We start from the raw sequence: 16,092 nt of genomic DNA on the forward strand, positions 1-16,092 counted from the left end.
CGATGCGGATCGATCCGGCCGAGCTCGGCGCCGAGCGCATCTATCGCCTGATGACCGGCATCGTGGTGCCGCGTCCGATCGCCTGGGTGACGAGCCTGTCGCGAACGGGCGTGCTCAACCTCGCCCCGTTCAGCGCCTTCACCTTCGTGTCGCAGAAGCCGCCGATGCTGGCCATCAGCGTCGGCCGCAAGGGCGCGGACTACAAGGATACGGCGCACAACATCCTCGATACCGAGGAGTATGTCATCCACATCGCCGATACGCCGCTGATGCAGGCGCTGCACGATTCCTCGATCGAGCATCCGCCCGAAATCAGCGAAGTCGAGCATCTCGGGCTGGAGACGCTGCCCTGCGAGCGCATCAAGGTGCCGCGGTTGGCCGCAGCGCCCGTGGCGATGGAATGCCGCTTTCGGCAGTGCCTTGAGTTCGGCGAGGCCAGGAGCCGGCTGATCGTCGGCGAGGTCGTGATGTTCCATTTGCGCGACGGGCTCGTGAACGACGGCAAGGTCGAAACCAAGGCGCTCGACCCGATCGCGCGCATCAGCGGTCCCCGTTACGCCAGCCTCGGCGAGATCGTGACGCTGAACACCGTATTCCAGACGCCCAAATCGAAAGACTGAGCGCGCGCTCATTGCGCCGCCGTAGTCACCATTGGAGAAAACGCCATGCGACTCGTAAGCTATCTCTTGGACGGAGAGCCTCGCTATGGCGCCGCTGTCGAAGGCGGTGTCGTCGACCTGACGAAGCGAATCGGCCGCGACTTTTCCGACGTGAAGGCGCTGATCGCGGCCAACGCGCTGTCCGATGCGCAGGAAGCGATTGCGGGCGCGAAGCCGGACTATGTGATCGACGACCTCGTGCTGTTGCCGCCGGTGCTGGCACCGGAAAAGTTGTGGTGCATCGGCGTCAACTACGCGGAGCGCAACGCCGAATATAAAGACAATTCGGACCTGCCCAAATATCCGAGCCTGTTCGTGCGCAGCATGTCATCGATGACCGGCTCCGGCCAGCCGCTGGAGAAGCCGAAGGTCTCCGAGCAGCTGGACTATGAAGGCGAGCTCGTCATCGTGATCGGGCAGGGCGGCCGCCACATCCCGCGCGAGCAGGCCTGGGCGCACATCTTCGGCATGACGCTGTGCAACGAGGGCACCATCCGCGACTGGCTGCGCCACGGCAAGTTCAACGTCACGCAAGGCAAGAATTTCGATCGCTCCGGCAGCATCGGTCCGTGGATCGTCACGTCGGACGAGCTCGATCCGCGCGGACCTCATGACCTCACCACCCGCGTCAACGGCGAGGTGCGACAGCAGGACTCGACCGAGCGGCTGATGTTCCCGTTCGATTACCTGATCTCCTATCTCTCGACCTTCGCGACGCTGAAACCCGGCGACATGATCGTGACCGGCACGCCGACGGGCGCCGGCGTTCGCTTCGACCCGCCGCGCTGGCTCGGGGTTGGCGATGTCGTCGAGGTCGAGTCGAGCCGCATCGGCGTGCTGCGCAACACCGTCGCGGCGGAGCAATAGACCATGCTCGATGCCGTCACGATCGAACGCCTCGCCGCGCGCCTGGACGAGGCCGAGCGCACCAAGACGCTGATCCCGATGTTCACGAAGGAGTATCCCGATTTCGCGATTGAGGACGCCTACGCCGTCCAGCGCGCCTGGACGAAGTTGCAGCTTGGCCGCGGCCGCATCATCAAGGGTCACAAGATCGGCCTGACCTCGAAGGCAATGCAAAACGCGGTCGGCATCTCCGAGCCCGACTACGGCGTGCTGTTCGCCGACATGTTCTATGCCGACGCGACGCCCATTCCGTTCGACCGCTTCCACGCGCCGCGCATCGAAGTCGAGCTCGCCTTCGTGCTGAAGGCGCCCCTGCGCGGGCCGGACTGTACCATCTTCGACGTGCTCAACGCCACCGACTACGTCACGCCCGCGCTGGAGATCCTGGAGACGCGCATGCATCGCGTCGATCCCGAGACCGGCAAGATGCGCAAGGTCATGGACACGATCTCGGACAATGCGGCGAATGCCGCGCTGGTGCTCGGCGGTCGGCCGATTCGCCCGATGGATGCGGATCTGCGCTGGATCGGCGCGCTGCTGTTCCGCAACGGCGAGGTCGAGGAAACCGGGCTTGCCGCCGGCGTGCTCAATCATCCCGCCAACGGCATCGCCTGGCTCGCCAACCGCCTCGCGCCGCATGACGAGCATCTCGCCGCCGGCGAGGTCGTGCTGGCGGGATCGTTCACGCGGCCGGTCGACATCCGCCGCGGTGACACGTTCCATGCCGATTACGGCCCGTTTGGCTCTGTGTCATGCCAGTTCGTCTGAAGCAATAACAGGAGGGAGCGCACCATGAGTGGTCAGTCACGGCGCAGGAGCATCCACATCGGCGGCTTCAAGCACGTCAATCCGATTCCGAACGCCTGCCGCATCGGCAATCTCGTGATGTCGGGCGTCATCCTCGGTCGCGATCCCGCGACCAATGCGATGCCGGAAAGTCTCGACGCCCAATGCGCCAACATGTTCGCGCACATGAAGGCGACGGTGGAAGCTGCCGGCGGCACCACCGACGACATCATCAAGATGACGGTGTGGCTGAAGGACCGCGGCAATCGCGGGCCCGTCAATGTCGAATGGCTCAAGATGTTTCCGGACGAGCACTCCCGGCCCGCGCGTCACGCGCTGCCGATGGACAACATGGACGGCGGCGCGCTGGTGCAGTGCGACTTCACCGCCGTGATTGACTGAGGGAGTTTCGCATGCCGACCTATCTGCCGTTCGATCCCAACCCGCGCCGCCCCAGCAAGGCGCCGCCGCCGAAGACCGTGGACAGCCAGTTTCACGTGCTGGGTCCCATCGACAAATATCCTGAGCGTCCCGGCGCCGCCTATCGGATGCCGACCGCGACCTGGGAAGCGGCGCTGCGCATGCACAAGGCGCTCGGCATCGAGCGCGGCATCATCGTGCAGACCACGACCTATGGCGCCGATCATGCCGTCGTGCTCGACGGCCTCGCTGCGATGGGGCCGAACTATCGTGGCTGCGCCAACGCGCTGGTGTTCGCCGAGGCGAGCGACTCTTACCTCGCCAAGCTGCATGATGCCGGCGTGCGCGGCGCGCGCTTCAGCTTTCGCCAGGAGCTCGGCGCCGTGCTGTCGGATGCCGATTTCGCCCGCGCCATCGCGCGCATCCGCGAGCTTGGCTGGTACGTCAAGATCCAGCCGGAGAAGGACGGCATCATGTCGAGCGTCGCCAAGTACGAGAATCTCGACGTGCCCGTGCTGATCGACCACATGGCCCGCCCCGATCCCGAGGCCGGCAAGGCCGATCCGAACCTGCGCAAGATGCTCGAGCTGCTGGCCAAGGGCAATTTCTGGGTGATGCTGTCGCTCGGCGAGAAGACCTCGAAGACGGGTGCGCCCTACGACGACGTGATTCCGATCGCGCGCGCCTACATCGAAGCCGCTGTCGACCGCTGCGTCTGGGCCAGCGACTGGCCACATCCGGTCTCTGTCAAGCAGCCGCCGAACGACGCCGACCTGCTCGAGTTGATGTACCGCTATGTCGCGGACCAGGCCGAGCTGGAGAAGATCCTGGTGCACAATCCGGCAAAGCTGTTCGGGTTTGCGGATTAAAGTTTTCAAGGGCCGGCCACGAACGCGGCGGCTCTCTCTACCCGCTTGCGGATGAGGGTCGGGGTGAGGGCTCTTTCCTCTCGGGGATTGTCCCATTGTTGAGACACCCTCTCCCCAACTCTCCCCCGCAAGCGGGGGAGGGAGCGCACCTTCACCGTTGTACAGCTAGGCGCGGCCGAGCGTTCAACGCGTTCACACCACGGGCTGCTTCGCCAGCCGGTCCCGCACCCCGGCCGCGATCTCGAACGAGCGCAGCCGCGCGGCGTGATCGTAGATCTGTCCCGTCGTCATCAGCTCGTCCGCACCGGTATCAGCGATCAGCGCCTTGAGCTTGGTTTCGACCACATCGGGCGAGCCGACCGCGGAGCATGACAGCGACTGGCCGACCATGGCCTTCTCCGCCGGCGACCACAGCGCATCCATGTCGTCCACTGGCGGCGGCAGCGGGCCGGGCGTGCCGCGGCGCAGATTGATGAACTGCTGCTGTAGCGAAGAGAACATCCGCTGCGCCTCCGCGTCGCTGTCGGCGGCGAACACGTTGACCCCGACCATCGCATAGGGCTTGTCGAGCTGCGCCGAGGGCTCGAAGCGCGCGCGATATTCGCGCAGCGCCGGCATCATCATCTGCGGCGCGAAATGCGAGGCGAAGGCGAAGGGCAGGCCGAGCATGCCTGCGAGCTGCGCGCCAAAGGTGCTCGATCCCAGGATCCACAGCGGCACTTTCGTTCCCATGCCGGGCACGGCGCGGATCGTCTGGTTCGGCTGCACGTCGCCGAGCAAAGCCTGCAATTCCAGCACGTCCTGCGGGAAATTCTCGGAACTGGTGGCAAGGTCGCGCCGCAGCGCACGTGCGGTGAACTGATCCGTGCCCGGCGCACGCCCGAGCCCGAGATCGATCCGCCCGGGATGGAGCGAAGCCAGCGTGCCGAACTGCTCGGCGATGACCAGGGGCGAATGGTTCGGCAGCATGATGCCACCGGAACCGACGCGGATCGTTGTCGTTCCGCCCGCGATGTGGCCGATCACCACCGATGTCGCAGCGCTCGCGATTCCCGTCATGTTGTGATGCTCGGCCAGCCAGAACCGCTTGAAGCCCCAGCCTTCGGCGTGCCGGGCGAGATCGAGCGAGTTGCGGAACGCCTGCGCCGCGTCGCCGCCTTGGCGGATAGGCGCGAGGTCGAGCACTGAGAAGGGGATCATGGGGCGGGTACCGGCGGAAAGGGGTGTGCGACCACATGTAATGTCCGCGCGCGGGATGGGTAGAGCACTTTGTCATGCCATCGAGCAACGCTTCGATAGCGGCCGCATCGCTCGCTCCTGCAGGACGCCGTTCGAGCGGCCCGAACCCGTTCACAACACTGTTATTGCGACCTGTGGCGCCCGTGGCGTCAGCTGGGCGTTTCCCGCCCATTGTTGTAGTCTTGCGCCGACATGACACGGCGGACTCGTGTCCCAATGCGGTCGGGGCACAATCGCAGCCGACGCCGGGAGGAACCCACATGACCAAGGTCGTACTCAACCGCCGCAACCTGCTGGTCGCCGGCGGCTCCGTTCTGACAACCGGCGTTCTCGCGACCAGCATGCCGGGCATGCTGCTGCCCGCCCGCGCGGCAGGCGTCGCACCGACCGAGTCGATGTCGGGTGGTGCGAACAATTACCGCAAGGGCGCCGCGGTCGTGGATCGCATCGGCAAAGGCGGCTTCTGGATGAGCGGCACCGTGCGCCGCGCCGGCGACGGCGCTCCCCTCGCCGGGCAGCGCATCCAGATCTGGGCGCACACGGTCGAGGGCCAGGAGCACGAGCCGCAGAGCCATGGCGCCACGCTCACCGACAAGGACGGCAAGTTCCGGCTGGAGATGCCGCAGATCATTCCGATCTTCGGCCAGCCGCACGGGCACCTCGCCTATGACAGCGGCGAATTCAAAACCGTGTTCCTGCGGCCGGTGATGCGGAGCGCCAAGGAAACCAGCCTCGAGGCGCATTTCGTCCTGCAGCCGGCCTGATCCGGGCCAGCAAATGATGGGATGGAGATCGGCACGGGTGATCCTGATCTGGATTGCCCTTGCTTTGGCGATCGGCGTGCCGGTCGCGCTGGCTGCGACAAGCGAGCAACTCGCATGGCGCGGGCCGGTCTACGTCCTCTCCGGATTTGCCGGAATCGTTGCGCTCGCTCTCGTGCTGGTGCAGCCCCTGCTGATCGGCGGCTATCTGCCGCCGTTGTCGGCCTATCGCGGCCGGCGCGCCCATCACTGGATCGGCGGCGCGCTGGTGCTGGCCGTGGTGATCCACGTCGCTGGGCTCTGGATCACCAGCCCGCCCGACATGATCGACGCCCTGACCTACGCCTCGCCGACGCCGTTCTCGCCCTTTGGCGTGACCGCGATGTGGGCGATCTTCATTGTTGCGCTGCTGGCGTCCCTGCGCCGGCGGTTGGAATTGCGACCGCGAACCTGGCGCTTCATTCACATGCCGCTGGCGATCGTCATCGTCGCGGGCAGCGTGGTCCATTGCCTTTTGATCGAAGGGACGATGGAGACGGTGTCGAAAGTGGCGTTGTGCGTCTTGGTCCTTGCGGTAACTGCAAAGGTCATGATCGACCTGCAGGTGTGGCGAAAGCGAAGGGCGCTACGCGGGGAGAGCGGCGCGCGGCAGTGACGCCGCGCCGAGAGTCGTCGCCCGGATGAAGCAAAGCGCACTCCGGGACGACTGCATCCGTGGCTGACGGCCCCGGATTACGCTTGCGCTCCATCCGGGCTTCCGCAGCTCTGCTTGCCGCAGTCGGCGACGCGGCGTAACCTCGCGTAATGACCGTGACGGCCCCCGATCTGAAAGCGTTCCTGCTCGGTACGCCGTTTTTCGGCGGTCTGCCGCAGCCGAGCCTCGACCTCCTGATGTCGATGCTGGTCGAGCGCAGCTTCGAGGCCGGAAGCACCGTCGTGTCGGAAGGCGAGCCGGGCCGCTCGATGTTCATCGTCAAATCCGGGCGTCTCGCAGTGAGCAAGCGGACGAAGGCGGGCCGTGTCATCCCGATTTCCCTGCTGCAGCCCGGTGACTTCTTCGGAGAGATGACGCTAATCGAAATGCAGAATCGCTCAGCCACCGTGGTCGCGGAAGGTCCGACAGTGTTGTACGAGCTGACCGCGCAAAATCTCTACGCCTGCTACAAGGCCGACATCCACGCCTATGTGATCGTGCTGCAGAACATCAACCGGGAGCTGTGTCGCCGGCTGCGCCGTGCGGACGATCGGTTCGCGAGGCGCACAGCGGATAACGACAATTGATCATGCATAGGATGGGATGACGAAGGTCTCTCAACTCGTCATTGCGAGGAGCTCTAGCGACGAAGCAATCCAGACTCTGTCCGCGGAAAGATCCTGGATTGCTTCGCTACGCTCGCAATGACGGAGGGCGCAGTGCGCTTGCGGACAAGCCGCCCGACTCGCGAGCCCGCGCCCTGATACGGCTACAGCAACGCCATCGAGTGAAGTGAATTTCTGTGAAAACCGAAGGCGACAATGCCGGAGAGAAGCAGCGCAGTCCCGGTCGCGATCAAGAAAAACGCAAACACTATTTGAAGCCCCTGGTCGTCGTCACGAATGACGAAGACCATAATAGATAAAATTTTACCGACAATCGAAAGGAAGGATTAACCTTACCCGGGCCCGATCGCGACCCGTCGGGCGAAACACCGCAAGCCCGTCAAGACCCCGTCGCAAAAATATTCCACTTTACCGAAATTCGGAATTGCGGCATATTTCCGCCATCCCGGCCCGAGGAGAGGGGCGATCGTATGTCGCAACGAACGTGGGCCGGGGTGCGGTGGACGCGGCTGCGTCGGGCACGGCAAGGCGGGACCAGGGCGGGTAATCCCCGTGAGGTCTTTCTCCGTGTGACGAACGGCGCCGTCGCGTACGGCTAAACCACGTGGTCCTGGCTGTCGTTGCTACAGCCAAGCCTTCGCGAAGATGCATCGGCCAACCGGACGCGGTGCATCGGTTTTCGCGAGGTGACGGAGGCCAGAAGGAATTCGGCTCCGGGGAGAGCGGGCATAGGCCGTCAACCCATCGCGCAGGGAAGGCCGGGTGTTTTCCGGCCCACCTGTTGTCCGCCTGCGCATTTGCGTGTGCAAATTCTTCGCGCAGCGGGTCATGGGTGCCAGCCGGCACCCGGTCTTCCCTGCGCCCTCTTCACAAGAGAGGGCGAAAGAGGAGAGCAAAACTCGGGCGTTTCAAGCCGCGAGAACGCTGCTTCACGTGTGAATTCAGAAATGACCGAAGCGTCGCGCCTCGGCGACGTCGCTCGGGTATCACTTGCGGGCGGCGATCGCAGTCAGCTCCAGCCTGACGCCCGGGCCGAGATCCGCTACGCCCACGGCCGCACGCGCCGGCAGATGGTTCGCGGTGAAATAGCGCTTCCACACCTCGTTGAACGCCGCCTTGTCGGCGAGATCAGCCATGAAGATCGTCACCTGCAGAACGCAGGAGAGATCGGAGCCGGCGCCATCGAGCAGCGTCTTCAACTGTCGCAGCACATCGTCGGCCTGGCCCGTCATGTCGAGCCCCGCATCTTCAGGGACGATGCCGCCGAGATAGAGCACGCCGTTGTGCTCGACGATCTCGTGGAGCAGTCCTTCATAGGGCAGGGAACGATTGATCACGATCGCATCCATGGGTGTTGCGGGCACGCTAAAGGGAGGGCTCGCTTCGATGGGGAAAATGGTGCTGCCAGACAGGATTGAACTGTCGACCTCTCCATTACCAATGGAGTGCTCTACCACTGAGCTACGGCAGCATGTGCTGGTGAAGAATCGGGCGCCCGAGGGGGCGCTACCAAGCGGGGCGATATCTGCCACAAGCCCCCCTCCTGTGCAAGCTTGCTAGGCCGGTCAAACCGAGAAAATCGGGCCGATATCGGGGCAAGAATGCCCATTTCGGCGCGAAAACGCCGACTTTTCGGCGATTCGGGTTCCGATATCCCCGCCAACTGGCCAGTTGCTCCAGGCATCGGATTCGATCCATTTCGCGTTTCGCACGATTGGATCGCGCTCGCCTCTTGAGCTGTCGCCATTCGGTGGCATCCTGCCGCCGACCGATGTAGTGGACCCCTGATGGCCGACGAGACCGACAAGAGCACGAACCGGGCGAGGACGTCCCGGGACGACCGGCTGAAATCGGCGCTGCGCGAAAACCTCAAACGGCGCAAGCTGCAGGCGCGGGAACGCGCCGCGGGCAGCGAGCCCTCGCAGACTGAAGATGGTTCCCTGAATGAGGGGACCGCCGGCAATGCCGGCACCTGGAATTCGGAATGAGTGAGAAGACGATGGGGCAGAACGGACAGCAACCCAATGACGGTGAAACGCTGATGTCGCGCTTCATCCGCCCCGAGCAGACCTTTCCGACGCTGACGCCCGCCGAGATCGAGCGGGTCAGGCATTTCGGCGAAGTTCGCACCTTTGAGGATGGCGAATTGCTGTTCGAGACCGGCAAAGTCGGGCCGGGCATGTTCGTTGTGCTGAAGGGCCATGTCGCCATCACCCAGCGCGACGGGCTCGGCAACGTCACGCCACTGATCGATCAGGGGCCGGGACAATTCCTGGCCGAACTCAGCCAGCTTTCCGGCCGGCCGGCGCTGGTTGACGGCCGCGCCGAGGGCGATGTCGAGACGCTGCTGCTGCCGCCGGAGCGGCTGCGTGCGCTGCTGGTGGCCGAGGCCGAGCTCGGCGAGCGCATCATGCGCGCGCTGATCCTGCGGCGGGTCAATCTGCTGCAGGCCGGCGTCGGCGGCGTGGTGCTAATCGGCCCGTCGCATTCGGCCGGCGTGGTGCGCCTGCAGGGTTTCCTCACCCGCAACGGCCAGCCGCACCATTTGCTCGATCCCGAGCGCGACCGCGACGCGGCCGAACTGATCGCGCGCTATTCGCCGAAGCCCGAAGACTGGCCGCTGGTCGTCGCGCCTGATGGCAACGTGCTGCGCAATCCCGGCGAGACCGAGCTCGCGCGCGCAATCGGCATGATCGGCGGTCCGCGCAACGACCGCATCTACGACGTCGCGGTGGTCGGCTGCGGCCCGGCCGGGCTCGCGACCGCCGTGTATGGGGCGTCCGAAGGACTGTCCGTCGCCGTGCTCGACATCCGGGCTTTTGGCGGCCAGGCCGGCGCCAGCGCGCGAATTGAGAACTATCTGGGTTTCCCCACCGGCATCTCCGGCCAGGCCCTGACCGCGCGGGCGTTCACGCAGGCGCAGAAATTCGGCGCCGACATCATGATTCCCGTGACGGTGCAGTCGCTCGACTGCACGCGCAAGGACGGCGCCTTCGCGGTCGCGCTCGAGGGCTGCGATCCCCTGCGCGCGCGGGCGGTGGTGGTTGCGAGCGGCGCGCGCTATCGCCGGCCGGAGATCGACAATCTCGACAAGTTCGAAGGCCGCGGCGTCTGGTACTGGGCCTCGCCGGTCGAGGCGAAGCTGTGCGCCGGCGAGGAGGTGGCGCTGGTCGGCGCCGGCAATTCGGCTGGGCAGGCCGCGGTGTTCCTGTCGGGGCATGCCAAAAAAGTCCTGATGATCATTCGCGGCGGCGGCCTCGGCGCCAGCATGTCGCGCTATCTGATTGAGCGCATCGAAGCGACCCCGAACATCGAATTGATGTTCAACACCGAAATCACGGCGCTCGAGGGCGACGAGGCCGGGCTGCTGCGGCGAATCCGCTGGAAGAGCCGACTGTCCGATGACGAGGATTCTGCCGACATCCGCAATCTGTTCCTGTTCGTCGGCGCCGACCCCGCCACCTCCTGGCTCGACGGCTGCGGCGTGACGCTCGACCGCGCCGGCTTCGTCGTGACCGGTGCGCAGTCCGAGCAAAACCAAGGCAAGCTGGTGGCGCCGCTCGAGACCTCCGTGCCCGGCGTCTATGCCGTCGGAGACGTTCGTTCCGGCTCGGTCAAGCGGGTCGGCGGCGCCATCGGCGAGGGCGCCCAGGTCGTGGCCTCCCTGCACGGCTATCTCGGTGACGCCGCAAAGCCGTCGCTTTGAAAGCGTTTTCAAGCAAAGTGGAGTCTGGTTCGCGTCAAGAAAACGCACCAAAACAAGAATCTAGAGCCTCGTTTCGAGTCCATCGGTAGCGGAACGAGGTTCTCGTCAAGGACAAGACAAGCGAATGGCAAGTCGAATGAGGCTTGCCATCTTGCCGTGTCCCACGGACTATCCGGTCGTCGCGAAGCCAATCGCGCGTGGAAGAACAAAGATTCAAAAGGGAGGACTCAATGGCCGAACTCGTCGTGCTCTACAAGACGCCCAAGGATGCTGCCGCCTTCGACAAGCATTATGCCGAGACCCACATTCCGCTCGCCAAGAAACTTCCCGGCTTGAAGAAGTACGCGGTCAGCACGGGCGCGGTCGGCTCCCCCGCCGGACCGTCGGGGATTCATCTCGTCGCCATTCTCACCTTCGACAGCGTGGGCGACATCCAGAAGGCCTTCGGCAGCGAAGCCGGCAAGGCGGCCGCAGGCGACGTGCCGAAATTCGCCAGCGGCGGCGCCGATCTGCTGATCTTCGACACCAAGGAAGTGTGAGGGTTCGATTCAACTTTCGTCAAAAATTGCTGTCGTTTGTGACAGCGGTGCAAAAAAATCAGCCATGCGCTTGTCGATTCGCACGATGGCGCATGGCTTCGCACCTGCATGTGACGACAACGCAGGTGGTAATCCCATGAGGGTCGTAATACTAATCTCCTGAATTTTAATGCCGGACGATTAGGAGACGATGTCATGGTCCTTGGCTTGAGCTTGCCCGCCTTCACGTTGGTCCATGTCGTCATCAGCCTGATCGGCATCGTCGCCGGCCTCGTCGTGATGTTCGGCCTGCTCGGCTCGAAGTCGATGCCGGGCCTGACCGCGATCTTTATGCTGTTCACGATCCTGACCAGCGCCACCGGCTTCCTGTTTCCGTTCGAGAAGCTGCTGCCCTCGCACATCATCGGCATCATCTCGCTGGTACTGCTCGCGATGGCCTGCTTCGCGCTGTACGGCATGAAGCTCACGGGCGCATGGCGTCCGATCTATATCGTGACCGCGATGATCTCGCTCTATTTCAACGTCTTCGTGCTGGTGATCCAGTCGTTCCTCAAGATACCGGCGCTTGCCGCGCTCGCGCCGGCCGTCGCGCCCGCGCCGCCGTCGGGTCCGGTGTTCGCGGTGGTGCAGGGCGTCGTGCTGGTGTTCTTCGTCGTGCTCACCATCGGTGCCTGGCGCCGCTTCAAGCCGATGGCATTTGCCTGATCACACGATTCTCAACGTCCCGGTCGATGCGAGGCGTCGCATTCGGCAGCTCGCGCGATTATGTGCGCAACGTCGACGCGTTCCTGTTCACGCGCAACGCAATCGAACTTCACTGAAAGAGAGCGATCATGCCCACCATCACCACCAAAGACGGCGTCGAGATCTTCTACAAGGACTGGGGCAGCGGCCAGCCGATCGTGTTCAGCCACGGCTGGCCGTTGTCGGCCGACGACTGGGACGCGCAGATGATCTTCTTCGCCAACCACGGCTATCGCGTCATCGCCCATGACCGCCGCGGCCACGGCCGCTCGTCCCAGGTTTCCGACGGGCACGACATGGATCACTATGCCGACGATCTCGCGGCCGTCACCGCGCATCTCGACCTCAAGAACGCCATCCATGTCGGTCATTCCACCGGCGGCGGCGAAGTCGTGCATTACATCGCGCGCCATGGCGAGAGCCGGGTGGCAAAGGCTGCGATCCTCTCCGCGGTGCCGCCGCTGATGGTGCAGACCGCGGCCAATCCCGGCGGCCTGCCGAAGAGTGTGTTCGACGATCTGCAAAACCAGCTCGCCGCCAGCCGCACGCAATTCTATCGCGACCTCCCCACCGGCCCGTTCTACGGCTACAACCGTCCCGGCGCCAAACCGTCGGAAGCGGTGATCCAGAACTGGTGGCGTCAGGGCATGATGGGCGGCGCCAAGGCGCATTACGACGGCATCGTCGCGTTCTCGCAGACCGACTTCACGGAGGATCTGAAGAAGATCTCCGTGCCCGTGCTGGTGATGCACGGCGACGACGATCAGATCGTGCCCTACGCCGATTCCGCGCCGCTCTCGGCCAAGCTGCTGAAGAAGGGCACGCTGAAGACCTACAAGGGTTTCCCGCACGGCATGCCGACCACGCACGCCGAAACCATCAACGCCGACCTGCTGGCGTTCTTCAGGGAGTAAGGCGCCTCCTCGAGATCGCCCTGATCGCACGAAAACGCCGGCCGGTGTATTCTTGCGGCAGGGCGGTCGCCGCATGAGCGGCGATGCCCTGGGGGACATCCCGATGCGAGTCATCATCTTCGGCGCGACCGGCATGGTCGGGCAGGGCGTCTTGCGCGAATGCCTGGTCGATGCCGGCATCGACCAGGTGCTGGTGGTCGGCCGCAGCCCGATCGGCGTGCGCAACGCCAAGCTCACCGAGATCATCCACGGCAATTTCCTAGACTATTCGGCGATCGAAACCCGGCTCACCGGCTTCGATGCCTGCTTCTTCTGCCTTGGCGTGTCCTCGATCGGCATGAGCGAAGAGCGCTATCGCCATCTCACCTATGGTCTCACGCTCGCGGCTGCGACGACGCTGGCGCGGCTCAACCCGCAGATGGTGTTCACCTATGTCACCGGCGCCGGCACCGATTCCACCGAGCAGGGATCGCGGATGTGGGCGCGGATCAAGGGCAAGACCGAGAACGACCTGCTCAAGCTGCCGTTCAGGGCTGCCTATATGTTCCGGCCCGGTGCGATCCAGCCGCTGCACGGCGCCCGGTCCAAGACTGCCTGGGTGCAGGCGGTCTATGCCGCAACCGCGCCGCTGTGGCCGGTGCTGCGCCGGATCTCGCCGCGGCTGGTCACTTCGACCGAGCAGATCGGCCGCGCCATGATCCGGGTCGCCCGCGAGGGGTATCCACGGAAGGTGCTGGAGATGGCGGATATCAATAGCCTCTAGCCTGCCGGCCCGTTAGTTTGAGCGGAAATTTCGGCGCCGGTCCGCGTTGAGCCCGTCCATTCCGAAGGAGAAGCGTCGGCGATGTCGCCCCAGCTCAAACTGATCGCCCTCGACGCCGACGATCTCGCCGTGATCTCGACCCATGTCCAGGATGCCCGGGTTCAGGTCTCCGACATCATCTGGCGGCAAGGCGAGAAGCGGCTCGTGGTCGGCATGAGCCGGCTCGACTGGGAGCAGACGCTGGAGGGCGAGGCCGAGCCGCGCCGGCTGGTCTCTGCGCTCCGCTTCGACCGCGTCCTCGCCTGCAAGGCGCGCAACATCGACCTGGCTGCGCCCGAAACTGTCATGGACCTTGTCGGCATCGAATTTCACCCGAGAGACGGGCGCGAGGCGGAGCCCGGCGGCAGCGCGTTGCTGTTGTTCGCGGAAGGCGGCGCCGTCCGGCTCGACGTCGAATGCCTGGAATGCGAGCTAACGGACCTCGGGGATGACACGCTCGGGACGGGGCCGGAGATCGAGGGGGAGCTGTGAGGCCCCCGGTATACCAGCCGCGCTGGCTCAGGCCCGCGCCGGAACGACGGCTTGCGAGGGTTGACGCCGCTTCCCTGCCGCGCCATTGAGCAGGGGACCTGGTGCGCCAACCCGCCCCAAAGACCAGCCAGAAGCCAAGCCAGACATGCCCGTTCGCCTCGACCGCAGCAGCGCCGATTTTGACCAGCGATTCGCGGCCTTCCTCGGCGCCAAGCGCGAGGCCTCGGCCGACGTCGAGGCCGCCGCGCGCACGATCGTCGACGACGTGGCAAAGCGGGGCGATGCCGCGTTGCTCGAGGCCACCGCCAAGTTCGACCGGTTGACGCTGGACGCATCCGGCCTACGCGTCACCGCCGACGAGATCGAGGCGGCGACCAAGGCCTGCGATGCCGCGACGCTGGATGCGCTCAAGCTCGCGCGGGACCGCATCGAGACCTATCACCGCCGCCAATTGCCGAAGGACGAGCGCTTCACCGATCCGCTCGGCGTCGAACTCGGCTGGCGTTACACCGCGATCGAATCGGCCGGCCTCTATGTGCCCGGCGGCACCGCGGCCTATCCGTCCTCGGTGCTGATGAACGCGGTGCCTGCACGGGTCGCCGGTGTCTCGCGCCTGGTGATGGTGGTGCCCTCGCCCGACGGCAAGCTCAATCCGCTGGTGCTGGCGGCGGCGCAGCTCGGCGGCGTCACCGAGATCTACCGTGTCGGCGGCGCGCAGGCCGTGGCGGCGCTGGCGCACGGCACCGCGACGATCGCGCCGGTCGCCAAGATCGTCGGGCCCGGCAATGCCTATGTCGCCGCCGCCAAGCGGCTGGTGTTCGGCAAGGTCGGCATCGACATGATCGCAGGTCCCTCCGAAGTGCTGGTGATCGCCGACGACACCGGCAATGCCGACTGGATCGCTGCCGATCTCCTGGCGCAGGCCGAGCACGACGCCAGTGCCCAATCGATCCTGATCACCGACTCGGCCCGCCTCGCAGCCGACGTCGAAAAGGCGGTGGAGGCGCAGCTGAAGACGCTGCCGCGCGCCGCGATCGCAGGCAGCTCCTGGGCCGATTTCGGTGCCATCATCATGGTGAAGACCCTCGCCGATGCCATTCCGCTCGCGGACGCGATCGCCGCCGAGCATCTCGAGATCATGACCGTGGATCCCGACGCGTTGGCGGCGAAGATCCGCAATGCCGGCGCGGTGTTCCTCGGGCCGCATACGCCGGAGGCGATCGGCGACTATGTCGGCGGCTCCAACCACGTGCTGCCGACGGCGCGCTCGGCGCGATTCTCCTCGGGGCTGTCGGTGCACGACTTCATCAAGCGCACCTCGATCCTGAAATGCGGCCCGGATCAGCTGCGTGCGCTCGGACCCGCCGCAATGACGCTCGGCAAGGCCGAGGGGCTGGACGCCCATTCGCGTTCGATTGGATTGCGCCTCAATCTGTCATGACAGAGCTGCCCGAACAGGACGACTCCAGCAATCGCATCGTCGGCGTCACGCTCGACGAGGACTCGATCGGCCGTTCCGGGCCCGACATCGAGCACGAGCGCGCGATCGCGATCTACGACCTGATCGAGCAGAACCTGTTCGCGCCCGACGGCGCCGAGGGCAAGGGTCCGTTCACGCTGCATCTCGGCATCACCGGCAACCGCCTGATGTTCGACATCCGTCGCGAGGACGGCACGCCCGTGGTCGCGCATCTGTTGTCGCTGACGCCGTTCCGGCGGATCGTGAAAGACTATTTCATGATATGCGACAGCTACTACCAGGCGATCCGCACCGCGACCCCCGACAAGATCGAGGCTATCGACATGGGCCGCCGCGGCATCCATGACGAGGGATCGCGCACGCTGCAGGAGCGGTTGAAGGGCAAGGTACGGGTCGACTTCGAGACCTCGCGCCGGCTGTTCACGCTCATCACCGTCCTGCATTGGAAAGGCTAA

General features: G+C 65.0%; 19 protein-coding genes and 1 tRNA gene. 17 read left to right on the forward strand and 3 right to left on the reverse strand.

Features of this window, described 5'->3' with window-relative positions; all coding sequences use genetic code 11:
- Window positions 1-2 precede the first annotated feature (2 nt).
- Genes JQ580_RS00945 through JQ580_RS00965 form a run of 5 tightly spaced genes read left to right on the forward strand, consistent with a single transcriptional unit; the run spans window position 3 to window position 3,640 of the window.
- Window positions 3-620 carry a flavin reductase family protein gene (locus tag JQ580_RS00945; RefSeq protein ID WP_212277889.1) on the forward strand — a complete coding sequence of 206 codons (618 nt, stop codon included), beginning with the start codon at window positions 3-5 and terminating at the stop codon, window positions 618-620.
- A 45-nt stretch (window positions 621-665) separates the two neighbouring features.
- Window positions 666-1,526, forward strand: a complete 861-nt coding sequence (locus JQ580_RS00950) for a fumarylacetoacetate hydrolase family protein (protein WP_212277890.1) — start codon at window positions 666-668, stop codon at window positions 1,524-1,526.
- 3 nt (window positions 1,527-1,529) lie between these two features.
- Window positions 1,530-2,333, forward strand: coding sequence for a 2-oxo-hept-4-ene-1,7-dioate hydratase (gene hpaH, locus JQ580_RS00955; protein WP_212277891.1), 804 nt, complete (start codon window positions 1,530-1,532; stop codon window positions 2,331-2,333).
- 24 nt (window positions 2,334-2,357) lie between these two features.
- Complete coding sequence (locus JQ580_RS00960) at window positions 2,358-2,753, forward strand: RidA family protein (RefSeq protein WP_212277892.1); 396 nt, start codon at window positions 2,358-2,360, stop codon at window positions 2,751-2,753.
- An 11-nt stretch (window positions 2,754-2,764) separates the two neighbouring features.
- Complete coding sequence (locus tag JQ580_RS00965; protein WP_212277893.1) at window positions 2,765-3,640, forward strand: amidohydrolase family protein; 876 nt, start codon at window positions 2,765-2,767, stop codon at window positions 3,638-3,640.
- A gap of 192 nt (window positions 3,641-3,832) precedes the next feature.
- Here JQ580_RS00965 and JQ580_RS00970 read toward each other — a convergent pair whose 3' ends face one another.
- Complete coding sequence (locus JQ580_RS00970; protein ID WP_212277894.1) at window positions 3,833-4,840, reverse strand: LLM class flavin-dependent oxidoreductase; 1,008 nt, start codon at window positions 4,838-4,840, stop codon at window positions 3,833-3,835.
- A 299-nt stretch (window positions 4,841-5,139) separates the two neighbouring features.
- On the opposite strand from JQ580_RS00970, the gene JQ580_RS00975 reads away from it, so the two are divergent.
- The 3 genes from JQ580_RS00975 to JQ580_RS00985 all read left to right on the forward strand — a co-directional run bounded on the left by JQ580_RS00975 (window position 5,140) and on the right by JQ580_RS00985 (window position 6,921).
- Entirely contained in the window at window positions 5,140-5,643 is a 504-nt protein-coding gene (locus JQ580_RS00975) for a peptidase associated/transthyretin-like domain-containing protein (protein ID WP_212277895.1), read from the forward strand.
- Window positions 5,644-5,656: 13 nt separating this feature from the next.
- Window positions 5,657-6,295, forward strand: coding sequence for a ferric reductase-like transmembrane domain-containing protein (locus tag JQ580_RS00980; RefSeq protein WP_212277896.1), 639 nt, complete (start codon window positions 5,657-5,659; stop codon window positions 6,293-6,295).
- A gap of 149 nt (window positions 6,296-6,444) precedes the next feature.
- Window positions 6,445-6,921 carry a cyclic nucleotide-binding domain-containing protein gene (locus tag JQ580_RS00985; RefSeq protein WP_212277897.1) on the forward strand — a complete coding sequence of 159 codons (477 nt, stop codon included), beginning with the start codon at window positions 6,445-6,447 and terminating at the stop codon, window positions 6,919-6,921.
- A gap of 1,025 nt (window positions 6,922-7,946) precedes the next feature.
- On the opposite strand, the gene JQ580_RS00990 is transcribed toward JQ580_RS00985, so the two are convergent.
- On the reverse strand, window positions 7,947-8,297 hold the full coding sequence (locus JQ580_RS00990) for a RidA family protein (protein ID WP_212277898.1): 351 nt from the start codon (window positions 8,295-8,297) through the stop codon (window positions 7,947-7,949).
- Window positions 8,298-8,356: 59 nt separating this feature from the next.
- Window positions 8,357-8,431, reverse strand: a tRNA-Thr gene (locus JQ580_RS00995).
- Between the two features lie 316 nt (window positions 8,432-8,747).
- Between JQ580_RS00995 and JQ580_RS01000 the strand changes: the two genes are divergently transcribed.
- The 9 genes from JQ580_RS01000 (at window position 8,748) to JQ580_RS01040 (ending at window position 16,092) form a co-directional block, all read left to right on the forward strand.
- On the forward strand, window positions 8,748-8,948 hold the full coding sequence (locus JQ580_RS01000) for a hypothetical protein (protein ID WP_212277899.1): 201 nt from the start codon (window positions 8,748-8,750) through the stop codon (window positions 8,946-8,948).
- Window positions 8,949-8,959: 11 nt separating this feature from the next.
- On the forward strand, window positions 8,960-10,666 hold the full coding sequence (locus tag JQ580_RS01005) for an FAD-dependent oxidoreductase (protein WP_212279168.1): 1,707 nt from the start codon (window positions 8,960-8,962) through the stop codon (window positions 10,664-10,666).
- 230 nt (window positions 10,667-10,896) lie between these two features.
- Window positions 10,897-11,205, forward strand: coding sequence for an EthD family reductase (locus tag JQ580_RS01010; protein WP_100175035.1), 309 nt, complete (start codon window positions 10,897-10,899; stop codon window positions 11,203-11,205).
- Window positions 11,206-11,400: 195 nt separating this feature from the next.
- Entirely contained in the window at window positions 11,401-11,910 is a 510-nt protein-coding gene (locus JQ580_RS01015; protein WP_212277900.1) for a hypothetical protein, read from the forward strand.
- 128 nt (window positions 11,911-12,038) lie between these two features.
- Window positions 12,039-12,863 (forward strand): alpha/beta fold hydrolase, encoded by an 825-nt coding sequence (locus JQ580_RS01020; protein ID WP_212277901.1) that lies wholly within the window; start codon window positions 12,039-12,041, stop codon window positions 12,861-12,863.
- A 103-nt stretch (window positions 12,864-12,966) separates the two neighbouring features.
- Window positions 12,967-13,626 (forward strand): NAD-dependent epimerase/dehydratase family protein, encoded by a 660-nt coding sequence (locus tag JQ580_RS01025; RefSeq protein WP_212277902.1) that lies wholly within the window; start codon window positions 12,967-12,969, stop codon window positions 13,624-13,626.
- A gap of 81 nt (window positions 13,627-13,707) precedes the next feature.
- Window positions 13,708-14,157, forward strand: coding sequence for a DUF2948 family protein (locus JQ580_RS01030; RefSeq protein ID WP_212277903.1), 450 nt, complete (start codon window positions 13,708-13,710; stop codon window positions 14,155-14,157).
- 145 nt (window positions 14,158-14,302) lie between these two features.
- Complete coding sequence (gene hisD / locus JQ580_RS01035; RefSeq protein ID WP_212277904.1) at window positions 14,303-15,598, forward strand: histidinol dehydrogenase; 1,296 nt, start codon at window positions 14,303-14,305, stop codon at window positions 15,596-15,598.
- Entirely contained in the window at window positions 15,595-16,092 is a 498-nt protein-coding gene (locus JQ580_RS01040) for a UPF0262 family protein (protein WP_212277905.1), read from the forward strand. The genes hisD and JQ580_RS01040 overlap by 4 nt, the downstream gene beginning before the upstream one ends.

It is taken from the genome of Bradyrhizobium sp. SZCCT0148 (assembly GCF_018129985.1).
Taxonomy (GTDB): Bacteria; Pseudomonadota; Alphaproteobacteria; order Rhizobiales; family Xanthobacteraceae; genus Bradyrhizobium; species Bradyrhizobium japonicum_H.